The organism is Streptomyces sp. NPDC012794, from assembly GCF_042901085.1.
In the GTDB taxonomy this organism is placed as follows: domain Bacteria; phylum Actinomycetota; class Actinomycetes; order Streptomycetales; family Streptomycetaceae; genus Streptomyces.
On the sequence record NZ_JBIBCI010000012.1, the window covers coordinates 39,399 to 59,610 of the forward strand.

Genomic DNA, 20,212 nt, shown 5'->3' on the forward strand with positions numbered 1-20,212 from the left:
GACATGAGCGAGACCGCCCCCGCCCCTGCTGCGGACACCCCCGCCCCGGCCGCCGGTGCCCGCCGTTCCCTGCTGCGCGCCGCGCTGCGCCGGACGCAGGCCGCCCGGGCCCAGGCCCCCCAAGGCCCGGGCCGGCCCGCGGCCGACCGGTCCGAACCCTCACCCGGCCAGCGCCGGCTGTGGTTCCTGGACCAGCTGGTCCCCGGCAACACCGTCTACAACACGCCCTTCGCCTACCGGCTGCACGGCCCCCTTGACCTCCCCGCCCTCGGCGGGGCCTTCGGCGAGCTGCTGCGCCGCCACGAGGTGCTGCGCAGCAACTTCACCGAGGCCGACGGGGTTCCCCGTACGGTGGTACGCCCCTTCGAGCCGCTGCTGCTGGAAGCGGAGGAGCTCGCCGCGCCCGCCGCCGGTGCCACCCCCGGACCGGCGGCCGAGGCCCGCTGGCTGGAGGAGTGCGTCCGGCAGCCCTTCGACCTCGCCCGCGACCCGCTGATGCGGGTGCGGGTGGCCCGTACCGGGCCCGGGGAGCACCTCCTCTCCATCGTCGCCCATCACACCGTCTTCGACGGCTGGTCCCAGGATGTGCTGCTGCGGGAGATTCGTGCCACGTACGGGGCGGCAGTGGCCGGCGAGACCCCGGACCTGCCCGAACTGCCCGTCCAGTACGCCGATGTGGCCGGCCGCACCGACCCGGCCGCCGAAGCGCGGGACCGCGCGCACTGGAGGGGCGTGCTGGCCGGCGTCCCCGGCCCGCTGGAGCTGCCCACCGACTTCCCCCGGCCCACCGCCCCCTCGCTGCGCGGCGGCAGCGTCCGCTTCGCCGTGGCCGCCGACACCGCCCGCCGGCTGCGCGCTCTCGCCGAGGAACGGCACGCCACCCTGTTCATGACCCTGGTGGGAGCCTTCCAGACGCTGCTCGGCCGGTACGCCGGGTGCCGCGACGTGGTCATCGGCACCCCCATGGCCGGGCGGAGCGGCCCGGCCGCGGAGGCCCTCGTGGGCTTCTTCGTCAATACCGTGCCGCTCCGCGCCGACGTGGGCGGCGACCTGCCCTTCCGCGCCCTGGTCGACCGCTGCCGGGACATGACCCTGGCCGCCTACGAGCACCAGCACCTTCCCTACGAGCGGCTGGTGGAGGACCTGTCCGGCGGCAGCCGCAGCGGCGGGCACGACGCCCTGGTCCGGGCCATGTTCCAGATCGACACGCCCGCTGAGCCCTTCCACTGCGGGGGCCTGCGCTGGGAGGCCCTCGACGTCATCAACGGCTCCGCCGCCTTCGACCTCGCCCTGTCCGTGGAGGACCGGCCCGACGGCCGCCTCACGGGCGAACTCCGTTACGCTGCGGAGCTGTTCAGCCATGAGACCGCCGAACGGATGGCCGCCCACCTGTGCGTGCTGCTGGACGCGGTGGCCGCCGACCCGGACCGGCCCGCCTGGCGGGTCCCCCTGTGGACCCCCGCCGAGCACGCCCTGGTGGCAGCCGCCAACGCCACCGCCGTTCCCCTCTCCGGGGCCCCCGCCGCCCTCCACGAGGCGGTCGCCGCGCAGGCCGCCCGTACCCCGGAGGCCGTCGCCGTCGAGGACTCCGGCCGACGGCTCTCCTACCGCCTGCTGGACACCCGCGCCAACGCCCTGGCCCACCGCCTGCGTGCGCACGGCGCCCGGCCCGAAACCCTGGTCGGGGTGTGCCTGGAGCGGTCCGCGGACCTGGTGGTCGCCCTGCTCGCGGTGCTCAAGTCGGGTGCGGCTTTCGTGCCACTGGACCCCGACTACCCCGCCGAACGGCTGCGCCACATGGCCTCCGACGCCGCACCCGCGGTCGTGCTGACCAGCCGTGACCTCGCCGACGGGCCACTCGGCGCGGCCCTGGCCGGCGCGGCGCGCCGGCCGGCCCTGTGCCTGGTCGACGCCGCCACCGCGGACGGCCACACCGCCAACGGCGACGGCCGAACCGCCACCGCGGACGCCCCGCCCGCGGCGGGGGCCGGCCCCGACCACCTCGCGTACGTCATGTACACCTCGGGCTCCACGGGACGGCCGAAGGGCGCGATGAACACCCACCGGGCCGCCCTCAACCACACGCTCTGGATGGCCGATGCGCTGGGCGCCGAGGCCACCTCCGCCGTCCTGCACAAGACCCCGCCGGGCTTCGACCCGTGCCTGTGGGAGATCTTCGTCCCCCTGGTCACCGGCGGCCGCTGTGTGATCGCCCGCCCCGGCGGCCACCGGGACCCCCGCTACCTCGCCGGGCTGATCGGCTCCGCCGGAGTCACCTCCGCCGACTTCGTCCCCTCCATGCTCCAGGCATTCCTCGACAGCGAGGGCCCCAAGGCGCTGGCCGGGCTCCGGGCCGTGGTCTGCGGCGGCGAGGCCCTGCCCGCTGCCCTCCAGGACCGGCTGCTCGGCTTCTTCGACGGCGAGCTGTTCAACATGTACGGCCCCACCGAGGCAGCCGTCACCAGCACCTGGTCCCGCTGCCGCGCGGGGGAGGCCCCGCACATCGGCCGGCCCGTGTGGAACACCACCGCCCACGTCCTCTCCCCGGACGGCGACCCCGTCGGCTTCGGCCTGCCCGGCGAGCTCTGCCTCGGCGGCACGGCCGTCGGCCGCGGCTACCTCGGCCGGCCGGCCCTCACCGCCGACCGGTTCCAGCCCGATCCCGGCGACCCCGCCTCCCGGCTCTACCGCACCGGCGACCTGGTCCGCTGGGCCGGCGACGGACGGCTGGAGTACCTCGGGCGCACCGACCACCAGGTGAAGATCGGCGGCCAGCGCATCGAACCCGGAGAGATCGAGGCGGCCCTGCTGGAACACCCGTCCGTACGCGAGGCCGTAGTGGGCACCTTCACCGACCCCTCGGGCACCGTCAAGCTCGTCGCCCACCTCACCACCGCCGCCACCCCGGCCGGCGCCGCCCTCGGCACCGGGGACGGCGCCGCCGCCGTGCTCCGCGACCATCTCGGCCGCCGCCTCCCGCACGGCTGGATACCACACCACTTCCTCGTGCTGGACGCCCTGCCGCTCACTCCCAGCGGCAAGTTGGACCGCAAGGCACTGCCCCTCCCCCGCCCCGGGGACCGGCCTGCCGTCGTCCCCGCCGGCCCCGCCCCCGGCACCCCGGCCCAGCGCCGGATGGCCGACATCTGGTCGCAGGTCCTCGGCGTCGCCGAACCCGGCATCCACGACGACTTCTTCGCCCTGGGCGGCCACTCGCTCCAGATCACCCGGCTGGTGGTCCGGATCGAGCAGGCCACCGGCGTACGGCTTTCCGTGCAGAGCGTCTTCGACCACCCCACCATCGCCGGGCTCACCGAACTCGTGGCCGCAGCCGCGGACACCGGCACGGACCGCTCCCGGCCCGTCCCCGCCCCGCGTCCCGCCAGGCACGGTCACGACCCCGTCCCCCTCTCCCACGGGCAGCGCCAGCTGTGGTTCGTCGACCGGATGCAGCCCGGCGGCACCGCGTACAACGTGCAGGAGGTGCTGGCCCTGCCGGGGGACGTGGACGCCGGACGGCTGGCCGGCGCGCTCTCCGCGCTGGTGCGCCGGCACCAGGTGCTGCGCACCGTCTTCGAGGAGGAACTCGGCGAACCGGTCCTGCGGGTGCTGCCCGCAGCGCCCGTCCCGCTGCCGGTGACCGACACCGCCCGGCACCCGGGAGCGGATCCCGCGGAGCTGCTGCGCACCGTCGCCGACGACGAGGCCCGCACCCCCTTCGACCTGTCCACCGGCCCGCTGCTGAGGGCCCGGCTGCTGCGCCTGACCCCCGAGGAGTCCGTCCTCGTCCTCACCCTCCACCACATCGTGACCGACGGCTGGTCGATGGACCTGATGGTGGACGAGCTCACCGAACTCCACCACGGCACCGAACTGCCCGAACCCCCGCTCCAGTACCCCGACTACGCGGCCTGGCAGCGCAAGCTGCTCGCCGGGCCGCTGCGGGAGGAGCAACTGGCCTTCTGGCGCCGAACCCTGGCCGGCGCCCCGCCCACCCTCGACCTGCCCACCGACCGCGTCCGGCCCGCCGTGCCCAGCGGAGCGGGCGGCGTCCTCCGCTTCACCGTGGACGCCGAGCTGACCGGCCGGCTCCGCGAGACCGGCCGGCAGCACGGCGCCACCCTGCACATGGTGCTGCTCGCCGCGTTCACCCAGCTCCTCGCCCGGCACAGCGGCCGCACCGACATCGTGGTCGGCACCCCCGTCGGCGGCCGCACCGCCCCCGGACTGGAGCGGATACCCGGCTACTTCGTCAACACCGTCGCCCTGCGCACCGATCTGTCCGGCGACCCCGACTTCCTCGAGGTGCTCCGGCGGGTACGGGCCACCGCCCTGGCCGCCTACGCACACCAGGACGTCCCCTTCGAACAGGTGGTCGCCGACCTGCACCCGGTCCGCGACCCCGCCCACCACCCCGTCTACCAGGTGGTGTTCGAGCTCAACAGCGCCCGTCCGGCCGCCTCCCGGCCCTGGGCGCGCCCCCTCCCGGTCGGCGTGTCCAACGACACCGCGAAGTTCGACCTCACCCTCTTCGCCACCGAGTCCGGCGACGCCCTGGACTGCGGGCTGCGCTACGCCACCGACGTGTTCTCGGCGGAGGCGGCCGCCCTGCTGCGCGACCACTGGAACGCGCTGCTGACCGCGGCGGCCACCGCGCCGGCCACCCCCACCGGCGCCGTCCCCCTGGACGGCGCAGCCCGGCGTGCCCTGCTGGCCGCCGTCAACAACACCGCCGTCAACGACATCGTCACCGACACCGTCGTCACGGAGACGCCGGACCTGCCCGCCCACCTGCTGGTACGCCGCCGCGCCCGGCTCCACCCGGACGCCGTCGCCGTCGAGTGGGCAGGCGAGACCCTCACCTACGGCCGCCTCGACGAGCGCGTCAACCGGCTCGCCCACCGGCTGGCCGGGGCCGGAGCCGGCCCCGAGAAGCTAGTCGGCGTCATGCTGCCGCGCGGGCTCGACCTCGTGGTGACCCTGCTCGCCGTATGGAACACCGGCGCCGGATTCGTCCCCCTCGACCCGGAACTCCCCGCGGCCCGCCTGGACGCCGTCGTCACCGGCTGCCGGCCCGTGCTGCTGGTCACCACCCCGGGGCTCACCGCCCCGGCCGGCCCGCCGGCCCTCGTGCCCGTACCCGACGGGCGCGAGGACGGGGCGGGGCCCGCCACCCCGCTCGACGTCACCGTCCACCCCGACAACCGCGCCTACGTGGTGCACACCTCCGGCTCCACCGGCACCCCCAAGGGCATCGAGGGCACTCACCGAGGGGTCGTCAACTACTTCGCCGACCTCACCGAACGCGGCTGCACCGCCCCCGGCGACCGGGTCGCCGCACTGACCACCATCTCCTTCGACGCCTTCCTGCGCGACCTGCTCCACCCGCTCACCGCCGGCGCCCACGTGGTGATCGTGCCCGGCGGCGGCAGCGACCTGCGTGCCCTCGCCCGGATCCTTCAGGAGCGGCGGATCCAGGTGCTGCCCGCCCTCGTCCCCTCCCTGCTGCGGGCACTGACCGACGAGCTCACCGAGAACGGCCGGATCCTCCCGCACCTGCGGACCGTCCAGGTCAGCGGCGAACCCCTGCACCCGGAGGACGCCGCCCGGCTGGCCGCGGCCGCTCCCGCCGCCCGGCTGGTCAACATGTACGGCCCCAGCGAGACCACCATGACCGCCACCCGCCATCCGCTGCCCCCGGCCCCGCTGCCCCCGCAGCGGCGCATCCCCGTCGGCACGCCCATCCGCAACACGGTGATCGAGGTGCTCGACGACCGGATGCGGCCGGTGCCCACCGGCGTACCGGGCCGCGTCCACATCGGCGGCGCCGGCCTCGCCCGCGGCTACCTGGGCAACCCCGCCCTCACCGCCTCTGTGTTCGTTCCCGACCCGGCCCGTCCCGGACGCAGGCTGTACGACACCGGGGACCTCGGCCGCTTCCTCCCGGACGGCACCCTGCAGTACCTCGGCCGCACCGACCACCAGCTCAAGATCAACGGAGTGCGGATCGATCCCTCCGAAGTGGCCGCCTGCATCGCCGGCCATCCGGCGGTCGCCGAGGCCGCCGTCACCGGCCACCAGGCCGGCGGCACCCGGCAGGTCCTCGTCGGGTACCTGGTCACCGCGGCAGGCCACCCGGCCCCGACCACCGCAGAGCTCCGCGCCCACCTCGCCGGACAACTGCCCGCCTCCCTCGTCCCGGGCCTCTTCGTCACCCTCGACAAGCTGCCCCGCACGGCCACCGGAAAGATCGACCGCAACCGGCTGCCCGCACCCCCGGCCGGGGCGCTGACCGCCGGCCGGGCCGCCCGCACCACCGCCGAGGAACTGATCGCCGGCATCTGGTGCGAGGTGCTCGGCACCGTCGAAGTCGGCGCCACCGACGACTTCTTCGCGCTGGGCGGGCACTCCCTGCTCGCCGCCCGGATGGCCGCCCGCGCCGGGGAGGCGCTCGGCATCGAGATCCCCCTGCGCACCGTCTTCGAACACCCCACCGTCGAGGCGCTCGCCGCCTGGGCCGACGGCCACCGGTCCGACCCCGCCGCCCAGCCCGTCCCCGGCGCCGGCCGCCCCGCCGACCTGGCCGCCAGCCAGCGCCGGCTGTGGAACCTGGAACAGCGCACCGGCCGGTACGCCATCTACAACGTCCCGGTCTTCCGCAGGCTCCGGGGCGACCTCGACACCGATGCCCTCGGCGCCGCACTCTCCGAAGTGGTACGCCGCCACGACGCCCTGCGCACCGTCTTCCCCGCCGCGGACGGCACACCCGCCCCCCGGATCGAGCCGCCCGCACCCGTCCCGCTGCCCCTCACCGCACTCGGTGCGGCCACTCCGGACGCGGAACTCCACGACCGGTTGTCCGAGATCGCCCGCGCCCCCTTCGACCTCGCCCGGGGCCCGCTGCTGAGGGCCGGGCTGCTCAGGCTCGGACCGCGCGACCACATCCTGCACGTGGTCATCCACCACCTCGTCGCCGACGGCTGGTCGGTCGGCGTGTTCCTGCGCGAGCTCACCACCCTCTACCGCGCCTTCGCCGCGCGCGAGCCCTCGCCCCTGGCCGAACTCCCGCTCCAGTACGCCGACTTCGCCTCCTGGCAGCAGCGGATGCTGGAGGGTGGCGGCCTCCGGGCGGGCATGGACCACTGGCGGTCCGAACTCGCCGGCCTGCCGGCCCTGTTCCCGCTGCCCGACACCTACCCGGTGCTGGAGGGCGCGGAGCGGCCGCCCCGCGGCCGGACCCTGCGCACCCTGCCGCCCGCCCTCCGGGACCGGGTGGCGTCCCTCGGCCGGCAGCTGCGGGCCACCACCTTCATGGTGCTCGTCTCCGCCTACCAGGCCGTGCTCGGGCACCGGTTCGGCGGGGAGGACCTCGCCGTCGCGGTGCCCATGGCCAACCGGGACCGGGCCGCGCTCGACCCGCTCATCGGTTTCGTCGCCAACATGGCCGCCCTGCGCGCCCGTCCTCGCCCGGACCTGCCCTTCGCCGACCTGGTACGCGCCACCCGGGAACGCGCCCTGGACGCCTACGCCCACCGCGACCTGCCCTTCGAGCTGCTGCTCGAAGAGCTGGTGCCCGAGCAGCGGGACAGCCACGCACCGCTCGTGCAGGCCCTGTTCAACATGCAGGACTTCCCGCACACCGCCGTGCCCGTGCCCGGACTGGACATCGAGCACAGCGGCCTCAACGAGGTCTGGGTCCGCTACCCGATCACCCTGTTCGCCCACAACCGGCCGGACGGCATTCTCCTCGACCTGGTCCACGACCGGGAGCTGTTCGTCCCCGCCTGGGCCGAGGACTTCCTGGCCGACATGGAACGGCTGCTCACCGCCGCCGCCACCGACCCCGGCACCACCCTCGGCGCCGCCCTGCACCGGAAGGAGCAGCCGTGAGCCTGCTGCGCAACGGGCCGTTCGTCCGGCTGTGGACCGGCCAGACCGTCGCCGAATTCGGGTACAACCTCTCCCTCGTCGCCCTGCCGCTGGTCGCCGTCATGCAACTCGGCGCGGACTCCGTGCAGATGGGACTGTTCGTCGGTGCCGGCATGGCCCCGATGGCCTTCGCCTGGCCCCTCTTCGGCGTCCTCGTCGACCGGGTCGACCGCCGCAGGATCCTGCTCGCCACGTACGTGGGCCGCGGACTGCTGCTGAGCTGGGTGCCCATCGGGGCCGCCCTGGGCGTGCTCGACATGCTCCAGCTGGTCGCCGTGTACTTCCTGGTCAGCCTGCTCCAAGTGGCCTTCGAGGTGGCGGCGCCGTCCCTGTTGCCGCAGCTGGTCGAGGACTCCGACCTGGTACAGGCCAACAGCCGAATGGAGATGACCCGCTCCGGCGCGGTCATCGTCGGCCCCGCCCTCGCCGGCTTCCTGGTCGAGGCGATCACCCCGGCGAACACCGTGGCCATGGACGCCGTCTGCTACCTGCTGGCTTCGGGACTGATCCTCACCCTGCCCCTGGTCGGCCGACAGGCACACACCGGCCGTGGGGCAGCGCCGGCCGCCGGGGAGCCGGCGGCCAGGCCCGGCCACCCGGCCCCCGCCGAAGCGCCGGCCGACTCCGCGGCCCCGGCAGCCGCCCGCCCGGAGTCCTTCCGCCGGCAGCTCACCGAAGGCTGGTCCTTCGTCTTCGGCGACACCCGGCTGCGCGTCCTGGCCTTCTCCTCCGGGCTGATGAACGCCTTCTTCTACATCCGCACCCCCCTGCTCGCCCTGTTCGTCGTCCAGGAACTTCGCTTCTCCGGCGCCCAGCTCGGCCTGGTCCTCGCCGCGGCCGGACCGGGCGCCCTGCTCGGCGCCATGGCGGCCGGACGCCTGAGCCGCCGCTTCGGACTGTCCCGGACCCTCACCGCCTCGGCGTTCCTGGCCGGCGCGCCGGTCCTCGCCGTCCCCTTCGTACCGGCCGAAAGCATTCCCGGACTCGCCATGCTGATGGCCAGCACCTTCGCCGTCAGCTGCGGCGTCCAGATCTACGGCATCAACCTGGTCAGCTTCCGGCAGCTGATCACGCCCGACCGGCTGCTCGGCCGGGTCAACGCGACCTTCCGCTGGGCGGCCTGGGCCATGGCCCCGTTCGCCGCCGTGCTCAGCGGCTTCCTCGCCGACCTCCTCGGCCTGCGCGGCGCCATCGCCGTCGCGGCCGCCGGTCTCCTCCTGCCCGGACTGCTCCTTCTCGTCTCCCGGCTGCACCGCGCAGACCCCGCGCCCGCGCCCGGGACCACGACCACAGAATCAGGGATAGCGGCATGACCCTCCAGCGAGAGTTCCCGTACACCCACCAGGCGTACCACCGGCCCCTGCCGACCGACGAGTGGACCGAATACGACCTGCCCCTGCACCGCGCCGCCATAGACGCCGCCGCGGCCCGGATCTCCCGGCACATCCGGCGCACCGAGCCGGTCCGCTACCGGCCGGAGGTCTGGCTCAAGCCGGAATCCCTCCAGACGGCCGGGTCGTTCAAAATGCGCGGCGCCCTCAACGCCCTGCTGCGGTACGCCGGCCGCAGCACCGGCGTGGTCGCCGCCAGCTCCGGCAACCACGCCCGGGCCGTCGCCCTCGCCGGGCGCCTGCTGGACTTGCCGGTGACGGTGGTCCTGCCCGCCAACGCGCTGCCCGCCAAGGTGGCCGCCGTACGCGCCCTCGGCGCCGACGTGGTCACGGAGGGGGTCACCTTCCACAACCGCGACGCCCTCGCCCGCAGCATCGCCGCCGACCTCGGCCGGCCCTTCGTGCACTCCTCCGACGACTGGGACGTCATCCACGGCCAGGGCACCGTCGCCGCCGAGGTCCTCGCCGACCTGCCCGAGGTGAGGACCGTGGCCGTGCCCGTCGGCGGCGGCGGCCTGCTGGCCGGCACCGCGCTCGCCGTGAAGTCCCTCCGGCCGGACGTCACCGTGATCGGAGTGGAGCCGGAGCGCGCGGACGACGCCCGCCGCAGCCTCGCCACCGGCGTTCTGCAGCGCCTGGAGGCGCCCGCGGACACCGTCGCCGACGGAGCGAGGGTGGTCTCCCTCGGTGAACGGCCCTTCGAGATCGCCGTCACCCGCGGCCTGGTCGACGACATCGTCACCGTCGGCGAAGAGGCCATCCTCGGCGCCCTGCACCGCATGCGGCAGGACACCCCGGTACCCGCCGAGCCGACCGCCGCCCTGCCGATGGCGGCCCTCCTCGAAGGCAGGCTCCCGGCCGCCGGCCTCACCGTCCTCGTCGTCAGCGGGGGCAACGTACCCCCGGCCGATCAGCACGGCGACCACCCCAACCCGCAGGAACACCAGGGAGCCATACGCCGTGACGCCGCCTGAGCCGCCCGTCCGCGAGCCCGCGGAACCGTTGCCCGCACTGCTGGAACGGCAGGGCCGCCTCACCCCTGACGCCGTCGCCCTGTGCACCGACGACGAGGAGCTGACGTACGCCGCGCTCCACGAACGCGCCGACCGGCTCGCCGCCGTACTGCGCGGGGCCGGAGCCGGCCCCGAGACCCTCGTCGGCGTGCTGCTGCCGCGCGGCACGGACCTGGTGGTGACCCTGCTCGCGGTCTGGAAGGCGGGTGGCGCCTGGCTGCCGTTGGACCCGGAGTACCCGGCCGAGCGGCTGCGGTACATGCTCGCCGACGCCGCGCCGGCCGTGCTCGTGACCGACCGGGACGACGCCCCGGACGGCCCGCACACCGTCGTCCGGCCCACCCGGGCCGCCACGGACGACTCCGCGCACGGGACCGTGACCACGCCTCCGCACACCCCCGCCGCCACGTGGCCCGGGCAACTCGCGTACGTGCTCTACACCTCCGGTTCAACCGGCCGCCCCAAGGGCGTCATGATCGGCCACGGTTCCCTGGCCGCCCAGCTGGCCTGGATCCGCCGGGAGTTCGCCCCGCACGCCGACGAAGCCGTCCTCTACAAGACGCCGTTCAGCTTCGACGCCTCCGTGTGGGAGCTGCTGCTGCCCCTGACCTCCGGAGCCCGCCTGGTCGTGGCCCGCCCCGGCGGCCACAGGGACCCCGACTACCTGGCCGCGCTGATCGAACAGCGCCGGGTCACCACCGTGCAGTTCGTCCCCTCGATGCTGCGGCTCTTCCTCGACGCCGCCACCGCCCGCCCGGACGCCCTGCGCAGCCTGCGCCGGGTGTGCTGCGGCGGCGAGGCCCTGCCCGCGGCGCTGGCCGAACGCGTCACCCGGCTGCTCGACGTCGAGGTGGTCAACCTGTACGGGCCGACCGAGGCCACCGTCCAGGCCACGTTCGCCCGTCACCGCACGGCGGGAGAGCGGCCCGGCGACGCGGAGGCACCGGCCACGGTCCCCATCGGCCGGCCCGTCACCGGGGCCGCCGTCCACCTGCTCGACCCGGCGGGCCGGCCGGTGCCCCCGGGTGAACCCGGCGAGCTGTACATCGGCGGCACCGCCGTCGGCCGCGGATACGCCGGCCGCCCGGGGCTGACCGCCGACCGGTTCGTGCCCGACCCGGGGACCCCCGGCGGCCGCCTGTACCGCACCGGGGACCTGGCCCGCCTCGACGCCGACGGCGAACTCCACTACCTGGGCCGCCTCGACCACCAGATCAAGGTCAACGGGATACGCGTCGAGGCCGGCGAGATCGAGGCCGCACTCGCCACCCACCCGCAGGTCACCGGTGCGGTCGTCGCCGTCCGGCCCGGCCCGGACGGCACCGACCGGCTGATCGCCTGGCTGGTCCCGGCCGCGGGCCGCACCGCCCCGCCCGCCAACGCGCCCTCCGCCGGGTCGGCCGCCGCGTCCGCCCCGTGCGGCCGGGACCTGCGCGACCACCTGGCCCGCATCCTGCCCGCGGCCCTGGTCCCGCAGCACTTCGTCGTCCTCGACCGGTTCCCCCTCAGCCCCTCGGGGAAGACCGACCGTGCCGCGCTGCCCGATCCCGATCCGGCCGCCTCCGCCGAACCGCAGCCGTACGCCGCACCCGAGAGCGGCACCGAGCACCGCATCGCCGGGATCTGGGCCACCGTCCTCGGCCGCCCCCGGGTGGGCCGCCACGACCGGTTCACCGACCTCGGCGGCAGCTCCCTCCAGGCCACCCGGGCGGCCGTGCTCCTCGCCCGGGCCACCGGCACCTCCGTGGACATGCCGGAGGTGCTGTCCGCCGGCAGCGTCGCGGAACTCGCCGCCGCCCTCGACCGCCGCCCCGCCGCCGGCCGGCCGTACGAGCCACCGCGCGCCCTGCCCCGCGACGGCGGCCCGCTGCCGCTCTCACCGGCCCAGGAGCAGCTGTGGTTCATGGACCAGCTGGAGAGCGGAACCGCCGCCTTCCACGTTCCGGCCGCCCTGCGGCTGCGCGGACCGCTCGACACCGCGGCGCTCGGCGCCGCCTACGCCGGTCTGCTCGCCCGTCACGAATCGCTGCGCACCACCTTCCACACCGTCGACGGCCGCCCGGTGGCCCGCGTCCACGCACCGGCCCTGCCGCCACCACCGCTGCCCGTGGACGCCCCGGAGCCCGCCCACGAGAGCGGCCCGGCCGCCGACCCGGCCGCCGCCGGGGAAGCGGACGGCGTACGGCGCTGGCTCGCCGCACACACCACGGCCCCCTTCGACCTGGCCACCGGGCCGCTGTTCCGGGTCCGCCTGCTCCGCCTCGCCGAACAGGACCACATCCTGCTGATGGTCGGACACCACATCGTCTGCGACGGCCTCTCCCTCGGAGTGGTCGCCCGCGAACTGTCCGCGCACTACACCGCCCTGACGATCCCCCGGCCCGCCTCCAGGCCCGCCCCGGAGGACACCGCCGCACCGCTGCCCGCCCCCGCCCTCCAGTACGCCGACTACGCCGCCTGGCAGCGCCGTGCCCTGGCCGGGCGGCAGGCCGAGGACCGGCTGGCCTACTGGCGCGCCACCCTCGACGGAGCCCCTCAGGTCCTCGAACTGCCCTCCGAGCGGATCCGGCCCGCCGTCCAGCGGCTGCGCGGCGGAACCGTCCGCTTCCGGATCGACGCCCGCACCGTGCAACGCCTGACCGCCCTCGCGCGCGCCGAGAACACCACCTTGTTCACCGCCCTGCTGGCCGGCTACCAGGCCCTGCTGGCCCGCCACTCGGGCGGCACCGACATCCTGGTGGGCACCCCCGTGGCCGGTCGCACCGGGCCCGCCCTGGAACCCCTCGTCGGCCTGTTCGTCAACACCGTCGTGCTGCGCACCCGGCTCGACGGCGCCCCCGCCTTCCGGGAGCTGCTCGGCCGGGTCCGGGACACCTGCCTCGGCGCGTACGCACACGCGGACGTTCCCTTCGAACGCGTGGTGGAGGCCCTGGCACCGGACCGCGACCTGTCCCGCCAGCCGCTGGTCCAGGCCCACTTCGTCCACGAGACCAGCCCCGCCGCGGACTTCCGCGTCCCCGGCCTGGTCTGCGAGCCCGTCCCGGTCACCACCGGACAGGTCAAGGGCGACCTCCGGCTCGCCGTCACCGACCGCGGCGGCGAACTGGAAGCCGTCCTCGACTACGACGCCGACGCCTACACGTACGACTGGGCCGAGGAGTTCGCCGAGCAGCTGCGCCTGCTGCTCACCGGCGCCACCGAGCACCCCGACACCCCCGTCGACCGGATCGGCCTGCTCTCCGAGGCGGGCCGGCGGCTGCTCGCCGCGACCGGGACGGGCCCGCCGGCGCCCCCGCTCGCCGCCGACTGTGCCGTGCACCTGTTCGACGCCCAGGCCGCCCGCGCCCCCGAACGCACCGCGGTGCTCTGCGGCGACACCCGCACCACCTACGGGGAGCTCGCCGCGCGGAGCCGCCTGCTGGCCCGGAGGCTGGCCGCGGCCGCGGCCGGCCCGGAACGCCTGGTGGCCGTCTGCCTGCCGCGGGGAGCGGACCTGACGGCCGCGCTCCTGGCGGTGTGGCGGGCCGGCGCGGCCTTCGTCCCCCTCGACCCGGACCAGCCGCCCGCCCGGCTGCACGCGGTGCTCGACAGCGCCCGCCCCACGCTGCTGCTCACCACCGCGGCGCTGGCCGACCGGCTGCACGGCTCCGCGTACCCCGCCCGCCCGCCGATGCTCCTGGAGGACGTGTACGCCGGGACGGACGCGGACACGGACGTGCACCCCGGGAGGGGCCCGGCCGGGCCGCCCGGGCCCGACAGCCTCGCCTACGTGGTCCACACCTCCGGCTCCACCGGAGTGCCCAAGGGGATCGCCGGCACCCACCGCGGCGTCCTCAACTACTTCGCCGACCTGGACCGCAACGGCCACGTCCACGCCGAGGACACCGTCCTCGCCCTGACCACGGTCTCCTTCGACGCCTCCCTGCGCGACCTGCTCCACCCGCTCACCACCGGCGCCCGCACCGTGGTCATGCCGGACGGCGCCGCTGACCTGGTCGCCGTACGCGCGGCGCTCACCGCCCACCGGGTGACCGCCCTGCCCGCCGTCGTCCCCTCGGTGCTGCGCGTGCTCACCGCCCACCTCGCCGAGACCGGCACGGTCCTGCCCGCGCTGCGCACCGTCCTGGTGAGCGGGGAGCCGCTGCGGGCCGCCGACGCGGCCGCCCTGGCCCGGGTGGCCCCGCACGCGGCGCTGACCAACATGTACGGCCCCAGCGAGACCACCATGACGGCCACCGCCCACCGGGTCTCCCCGCCGGTCCCGCCCGCCGACCGGCACGTCCCCGTCGGCACCCCGATCCAGGGCACCCGGGCCGAACTCCTCGACGAGCGCCTGGAGCCGGTGGCGACCGGTGTCCCCGGTGACGTCTACCTGTCCGGCGCCGGCCTCACCCGCGGCTACCACCGCAACCCCGTCCTCACCGCGGACCGGTTCCTCCCGCACCCGACCCGGCCGGGCGAGCGGATGTACCGCACCGGCGACCGGGCCCGCCGGCTCGCCGACGGCAGCCTCCAGTACCTGGGCCGCTCCGACGACCAGATGAAGGTCAACGGCGTCCGCGTCGACCCCGCGGACATCGAGGCCGCGCTCACCGCGCACCCCGACGTGCGCCGGGCCGCCGTCGCCCTCCACCAGCCCGCGCACGGACGGCCGGTCCTCGTCGCCCACCTGGTGCCGCGGCCCAGCGGCACCCTCCCCGAGGCCGGCCGGCTCCGCACCCACCTGGCGGGACTGCTGCCCCAGGCCCTCATCCCGGCCGTTTACCTCGCGGCGGAATCGCTGCCCAGCACCGCGAGCGGGAAGACCGACCGCCGCGCACTGCCCGCGCCGCCCCCGGACGCGGCGCGTCCGCAGGGGCCGGGGACCGGCCGCCCCCCGGCCCCGGGACCGGAGCAGGTTCTGGCGGGCATCTGGGCCGAGGTCCTCGACGTGGATCCCGTCGGCGCCGAGGACAACTACTTCGCCCTCGGCGGCGATTCCATCCGCAGCATCCAGATCGTGGCCCGGGCCGCGGCCGCCGGCCTCCGCCTCACCCCACGCCAGTTCTTCCAGCACCAGACCGTCGCCGAGCTCGCCCGTGCGGCGGCCCGGACGGCGGCCGAGACGGCGCCCGGGACGTCGGCCCGGACAGCGCCGCCGGCGGGCCGGCCCTCCATCGGCGGAACCGGCACCGCGCAGGACGCCGCCCGGCGGGCCCGCCGGGCGGAACTCCTGGCCGCCGACCCGGAGGCACAGGACGCCCACCCGCTCACCCCCACCCAGGCGGGCATGCACTTCCACGTGCTGCACGAGCCGGGCAGCGGCCTCTACATCGGCCAGACCGGTTGGATGATCAAGGACCTCGACCCGGACGCCTTCACCCGGGCCTGGGCCGCACTCACCGCCCGCCACCCGGCGCTGCGCACCGGCATCCACACCGGTGCCGACCACGAGCCCTGGCAGGTCATCGCCCGGACCGCGCAGCCGCCCCTGCGCACGGTGGACGGCACCTCCTGGCCCGCGCACGAACGCTCCGCGCGGCTCTCCGCCCTGCTGGAGGACGACCGGCGGGCCGGCTTCGAGCTCACCCGTGCGCCGATGTTCCGGCTCACCCTCGTCGACCTCGGCGCCGGGGAGACCTTCGCCGCCGTGACCAGCCACCACCTGATCCTGGACGGCTGGAGCGTGGTACGGCTGGTGGACGAGTTCCTGAATGCCTACGAGGAACTCCGGGCCGGCCGCCGCCCGGCCCTGGAAACCGACCCGGGCTGGCCGGAGTACCTCGAATGGCTGGCGGGACAGGACACGGCGGAACCGGAACGGTTCTGGCGCGCCTACCTGGCCGGCTTCACCGGGCCGAGCCGGCTTCCCGCGGGCGCCGCCGGCCCCACGGCGGCCGGGCCGGACGCGGGCCACACCCAGCGGGAGCGCCTCTTCGCCCCCGAGCTCGGCGAACGGATCACCGCCTTCGCCCGCGCCCACCGGCTCACCGTCTCCACGGTGCTCCAGGCAGCCTGGGGGCTCCTCCTCGGCCAGTACGCCGGCACCTCCGACGTGGTCTTCGGCGCCACCGTCTCCGGCCGGTCCGGACGGCCCGGCATGACCGGCACCGTGGGCATGTTCATCAACACCCTCCCGGTGCGCGTGACCATTCCCGAGGACACGGAGGTCGTCCCCTGGATGCGCGACCACCAGCAGCGCTGGGCCGCCCTGCCGGCAGAGCACACCCCCCTGGTCGACGTGCACGGCTGGAGCGGGGTCCCCCGCGGCGTACCGCTCTTCGACACCATCCTCGTCGTCGAGAACTACCCGATGCGGGCCGGGCTGCGCGAACGCCTGGACGGCGCGGAGGCGGGCGCCGTGTCCGCCAAGACCTGGACCAACTATCCGTTCACGCTGGTGGTGACCCCGGGCCCGCCGTTCCGCGCGGAAGCCGTCTTCGACCTGGGCCGCCACACCCCGCAGACCGTCGACCGGATCCTCGAACACCTCGAATCCGTCCTGGCCGAGCTGGTCGAGGACGAGGCGTGAACCGCACGGAAGGAGCAGCACAGATGCAGGACACCGCGCAGGAGGACAACGTGCAGGAGGACACCGCCGTGTACCGGGTCGTCGTCAACGACGAGGAGCAGTACTCGGTCTGGCCCGCGGACCGGGAGGACCCGCCCGGCTGGCGCCGGGAGGGCTTCACCGGCCCGCGCGGCGCCTGCCTCGACCACATCGGCACGGTGTGGACCGACATGCGCCCGGCGAGCCTGCGCCGGGCCATGGACGGACCGGACGCGTAGGCGGCTCCCGTGACCGACCACCAGCCGTCCCCGGTCCCGTCCCATCCCCACCCTCACCCCGGCCCCCGCCCCCGCGCGCGGGACCTCGGCCTCGTGATCGGGCGGCTCCCGACCGGCCCGCACAACGCGATCACCGACGTACCCGGGGTCCGGGTGGGGCACACCACGCTCCGCCGGCCGCCCCGGGTGCACAGCGGGGTGACCGCGGTACTGCCGGGGGCGGTGGGGCCGGACCGGCCCCTGTCCGCCGGGGTGTTCACCGGTAACGGCTACGGCAAGTTGATCGGCACCACCCAGCTGGCCGAACTCGGCACGCTGGAAACCCCGTTGGTGCTCACCTCCACCCTCTCGGCCTTCCGGGCCGCGGACGCGGTGGTCAGCTGGATGCTGGACCGCCCGGAGGGCCGCCGGGCCCAGAGCCTCAACCCGGTGGTCGGGGAGTGCAACGACGGCTGGCTCTCCGACATCCGCGCCCGCCCGGTACGGGAGGAACACGTACGGGCCGCCCTGGACGGCGCGACGGGCGGGCCGGTGGCCGAGGGCTGCGTCGGCGCCGGTACCGGCATGGGCGCGCTCGGCTTCAAGGCGGGCATCGGCACGGCCTCCCGCACCCCGGTGGCCGCCGGCCGCCCGGTCACCGTCGGCGTACTGGTACAGGCCAACTTCGGCGGCACCCTGCGGGTGCTCGGCCACGCCGTCACCCCCGACACGCTGGGTCTGCCGGGTGCCCGGCCGACCGAACCGGTCCCCGAGACCGGCTCCTGCATGATCCTGGTCGCCACGGACGCCCCGCTCGACGCCCGTCAGCTCACCCGGCTCGCCCGGCGCGCGGTGTTCGCGCTGGCCCGCACGGGAGCGGCGTACGGCCACGGCAGCGGGGACTACGCCGTCGCCTTCGGCACCGCCCGGCCGGGCAGCGGCGCCGTACCGGACTCCGCCCTGGGGCCGGTGTTCGAGGCCGTCCTGGACGCGGTGGAGGAGTCCGTCCTCAACTCCCTCCTGACGGCGCAGACCACCACCGGTCTCCACGGCCGCACCCTGCACGCCCTCCCCGCCGACTTCCTGCACCGCCTGCCGCCCGGCCCCCGCCCTCCCGGGTGAGGGGGCTGGGGGCGGCTGCGTGAACGGATCGGCCTCCCGGCCGGGGCCTGGGTGGACCGGATGCGGCGGCGTCCGGTGACGATCGCCGCGGGTCTGCTGCGTCCGGTGCTCCTGCTCTCCGTATCGGCCTCCTGGCTGCCCGACGCCCTGAGCATCGAGCAGTTTGTCGCCCAGCTGCCGGTGGAAGCCGAGGTTTGTGAGTGCTACAACCGGCAGCGGGAGTTCGGGGTCTGGAGCGATGCGGACAAGGACGGCTGCGACACGAGGGCCGAGGTCCTCATCGAGGGGGCCGTGAAAGCCCCCCAGGTCGGCGAACGGGTCGGCTTCCGCACCGCCCCAGGAGTCCCCGTGACCACCCCGGCGGATACGCCGGAGGCGAGCCAGGTGTCCGCGGCCGGGCCGGGCCGGGTCCTGCGGGAGCTGGCCGGCCTGGCGGTCGAGCTGCGGGCCCCGGACGTGGACGGGAGCTGCGGCTGGCCAAGAGCCTCCTTGCCCAGCTGGACTTCGACTCGGTCATGGACCACCTCAGCCGGTATCCGTCGGTCCCGCTCACCGACCGCACCATCACCAGCCGACGCGCTCTGATCGAAGCTCTCGACGAGCCGGGGCCACATGCGGCGCGGTTCGATCTCCTCGAGTACTCCCAGGAAGAGGTCTGTGTCGCGTTCTCCCTCGGGCTGCCCGGCAGGGCAGCCAGCATCGCCCCTTCTCTGCCAGCCCGTGATCACGCCCGCCTGATCCCCGCCGCCCAACAGCTCGGCCAGCCCGCGACGGGAGCGCTCCTCGCGCACCTGCTCGCCGACGACAGCCCACCTGCCCGCCCCGACCAGCACCTCCAAGGAGCAGCCACGGCGCGCACTCCCCTGACCGGCACCCAGTCGTCGGTACTCGGAGTGCTAACGCCGTTAGCACCCCGGCCACACCTGAGCCCGCGCAGGTTCTTGCGGCGCGGGCTCAGGCTGGTTCCGTGCAGCGACTCCGGTGACCGCCGACCGCGTCTGCAACCGGCCGGTGCGCGGATCGCGGTGCGGGGTTGCGAAAGCGGCTCGGCATCGACCCCGACGCCGGCAGGACCCTACGAGTTCCCAACCTGGACCCGGCCTCGCGCCGCGAGCTCGTCGACATCCTGCATTCCCTGGACGTCACCGTCCTGACGGTCACCCGCGACCAGCCGTACGCCATGGAGCTCTGCCCGCGCTCGATCATCCTCAGCGAGGGCGCCATCGCCGCCGACGGGCCGACGGGCCGGGCTCCGCCGCCTGACTTTGGTCCGACCGGCTGGATGTGCCGGTGGTTCGTGCCGGGGTGCTCCGCGGCGCGGCGAAGTCGGAGGTATGAAGGAAATCGAACGAAATCGGATGAAAGTTCGCCATCCGGTCATTCCCGAACATCAACCTCAGGAGTCGCATGATGCGCCCCATCAGAGCGGCCTGCCTCGGCACGGCCACGCTGGTCACCCTCCTCGCCTGCACCCCCGTCGCGGCCGCCGCCACGGACACCGGTTCCGCCCAGGCCAGGGATAAGGCCCGGATCATCACACTCCTGGCCGAGGTGCAGCAGCTGACCCGCTTCCCCGTCACCCCCGGCAGCGTCTCGCAGGGCGATCAGGTCGTCGTCCGCTCGGACCTCTTCGACGAGGAGCACAACAAGGTCGGCGAGACCCACGGCACCTGCACCACCACCCGGGGCGGCGCCGATGAAGCGGAGCAGTGCGTCGTGACCTACGTCCTCCCGGGCGGCCAGCTCACCGTGCAGGGGATGTACTTCAACTACGTCGACCAGGGTCCCTTCGACAATGCGATCACTGGCGGCACCGGGGAGTACAAGAAGGCTCGCGGCTGGGTCCACTCCGACACGATCGCCACGGACCCCAGGGTCGTGAGGCGCTTCACGATCCACCTCGTCTGACGGACCCCGACGTCCCCCTGACCCCGGAATCTGACCTTCTCCCCTCGCGTTGCACCATTGGAGACGGTCGTGCGAAAGGAAGTGGGGGTCAAGGGGGCGTCC

8 protein-coding genes and 1 pseudogene are annotated in these 20,212 nt (G+C 75.1%); all 9 read left to right on the forward strand.

All coding sequences use genetic code 11. The features are described 5' to 3' along the window. The first annotated feature begins 3 nt into the window (after positions 1–3). The 9 genes and pseudogenes from ACFY7H_RS22195 (at position 4) to ACFY7H_RS22235 (ending at position 20,110) form a co-directional block, all read left to right on the forward strand. Complete coding sequence (locus tag ACFY7H_RS22195) at positions 4–7,890, forward strand: amino acid adenylation domain-containing protein (RefSeq protein ID WP_388940436.1); 7,887 nt, start codon at positions 4–6, stop codon at positions 7,888–7,890. Further along, on the forward strand, positions 7,887–9,242 hold the full coding sequence (locus ACFY7H_RS22200; RefSeq protein ID WP_388940438.1) for an MFS transporter: 1,356 nt from the start codon (positions 7,887–7,889) through the stop codon (positions 9,240–9,242). Before ACFY7H_RS22195 ends, ACFY7H_RS22200 begins: the two co-directional genes overlap by 4 nt. After that, the gene (locus tag ACFY7H_RS22205) at positions 9,239–10,294 is read left to right on the forward strand and encodes a threonine/serine dehydratase (RefSeq protein ID WP_388940440.1); all 1,056 of its coding nucleotides are present in this window, start codon (positions 9,239–9,241) and stop codon (positions 10,292–10,294) included. Before ACFY7H_RS22200 ends, ACFY7H_RS22205 begins: the two co-directional genes overlap by 4 nt. Further along, the gene (locus ACFY7H_RS22210; RefSeq protein ID WP_388940442.1) at positions 10,281–16,844 is read left to right on the forward strand and encodes an amino acid adenylation domain-containing protein; all 6,564 of its coding nucleotides are present in this window, start codon (positions 10,281–10,283) and stop codon (positions 16,842–16,844) included. The genes ACFY7H_RS22205 and ACFY7H_RS22210 overlap by 14 nt, the downstream gene beginning before the upstream one ends. Positions 16,845–16,867: 23 nt before the next feature. Next, positions 16,868–17,101, forward strand: coding sequence for an MbtH family protein (locus ACFY7H_RS22215; RefSeq protein ID WP_388940444.1), 234 nt, complete (start codon positions 16,868–16,870; stop codon positions 17,099–17,101). A 9-nt stretch (positions 17,102–17,110) separates the two neighbouring features. Next, a complete protein-coding gene (locus ACFY7H_RS22220) occupies positions 17,111–18,202 on the forward strand; it encodes a P1 family peptidase (RefSeq protein WP_388940446.1) in 1,092 nt (363 codons plus the stop codon). Between the two features lie 75 nt (positions 18,203–18,277). Continuing rightward, entirely contained in the window at positions 18,278–18,787 is a 510-nt protein-coding gene (locus ACFY7H_RS22225) for a hypothetical protein (protein WP_388940448.1), read from the forward strand. Between the two features lie 502 nt (positions 18,788–19,289). Next, positions 19,290–19,448, forward strand: a pseudogene (locus tag ACFY7H_RS22230) (cobalt ABC transporter ATP-binding protein); the annotation flags it as partial. 164 nt (positions 19,449–19,612) lie between these two features. Then, positions 19,613–20,110: a hypothetical protein gene (locus tag ACFY7H_RS22235; RefSeq protein ID WP_388940450.1), complete on the forward strand. Its 498-nt coding sequence runs from the start codon at positions 19,613–19,615 to the stop codon at positions 20,108–20,110. Positions 20,111–20,212 lie beyond the last annotated feature (102 nt).

Excerpts from the sequence above, each read along its gene's own strand:
- ACFY7H_RS22195 (WP_388940436.1), top strand. The coding sequence starts at position 4 with ATGAGCGAGACCGCCCCCGCCCCTGCTGCGGACACCCCCGCCCCGGCC.
- ACFY7H_RS22205 (WP_388940440.1), top strand. The coding sequence starts at position 9,239 with ATGACCCTCCAGCGAGAGTTCCCGTACACCCACCAGGCGTACCACCGG.
- ACFY7H_RS22215 (WP_388940444.1), top strand. The coding sequence starts at position 16,868 with ATGCAGGACACCGCGCAGGAGGACAACGTGCAGGAGGACACCGCCGTG.
- ACFY7H_RS22235 (WP_388940450.1), top strand. The coding sequence starts at position 19,613 with ATGCGCCCCATCAGAGCGGCCTGCCTCGGCACGGCCACGCTGGTCACC.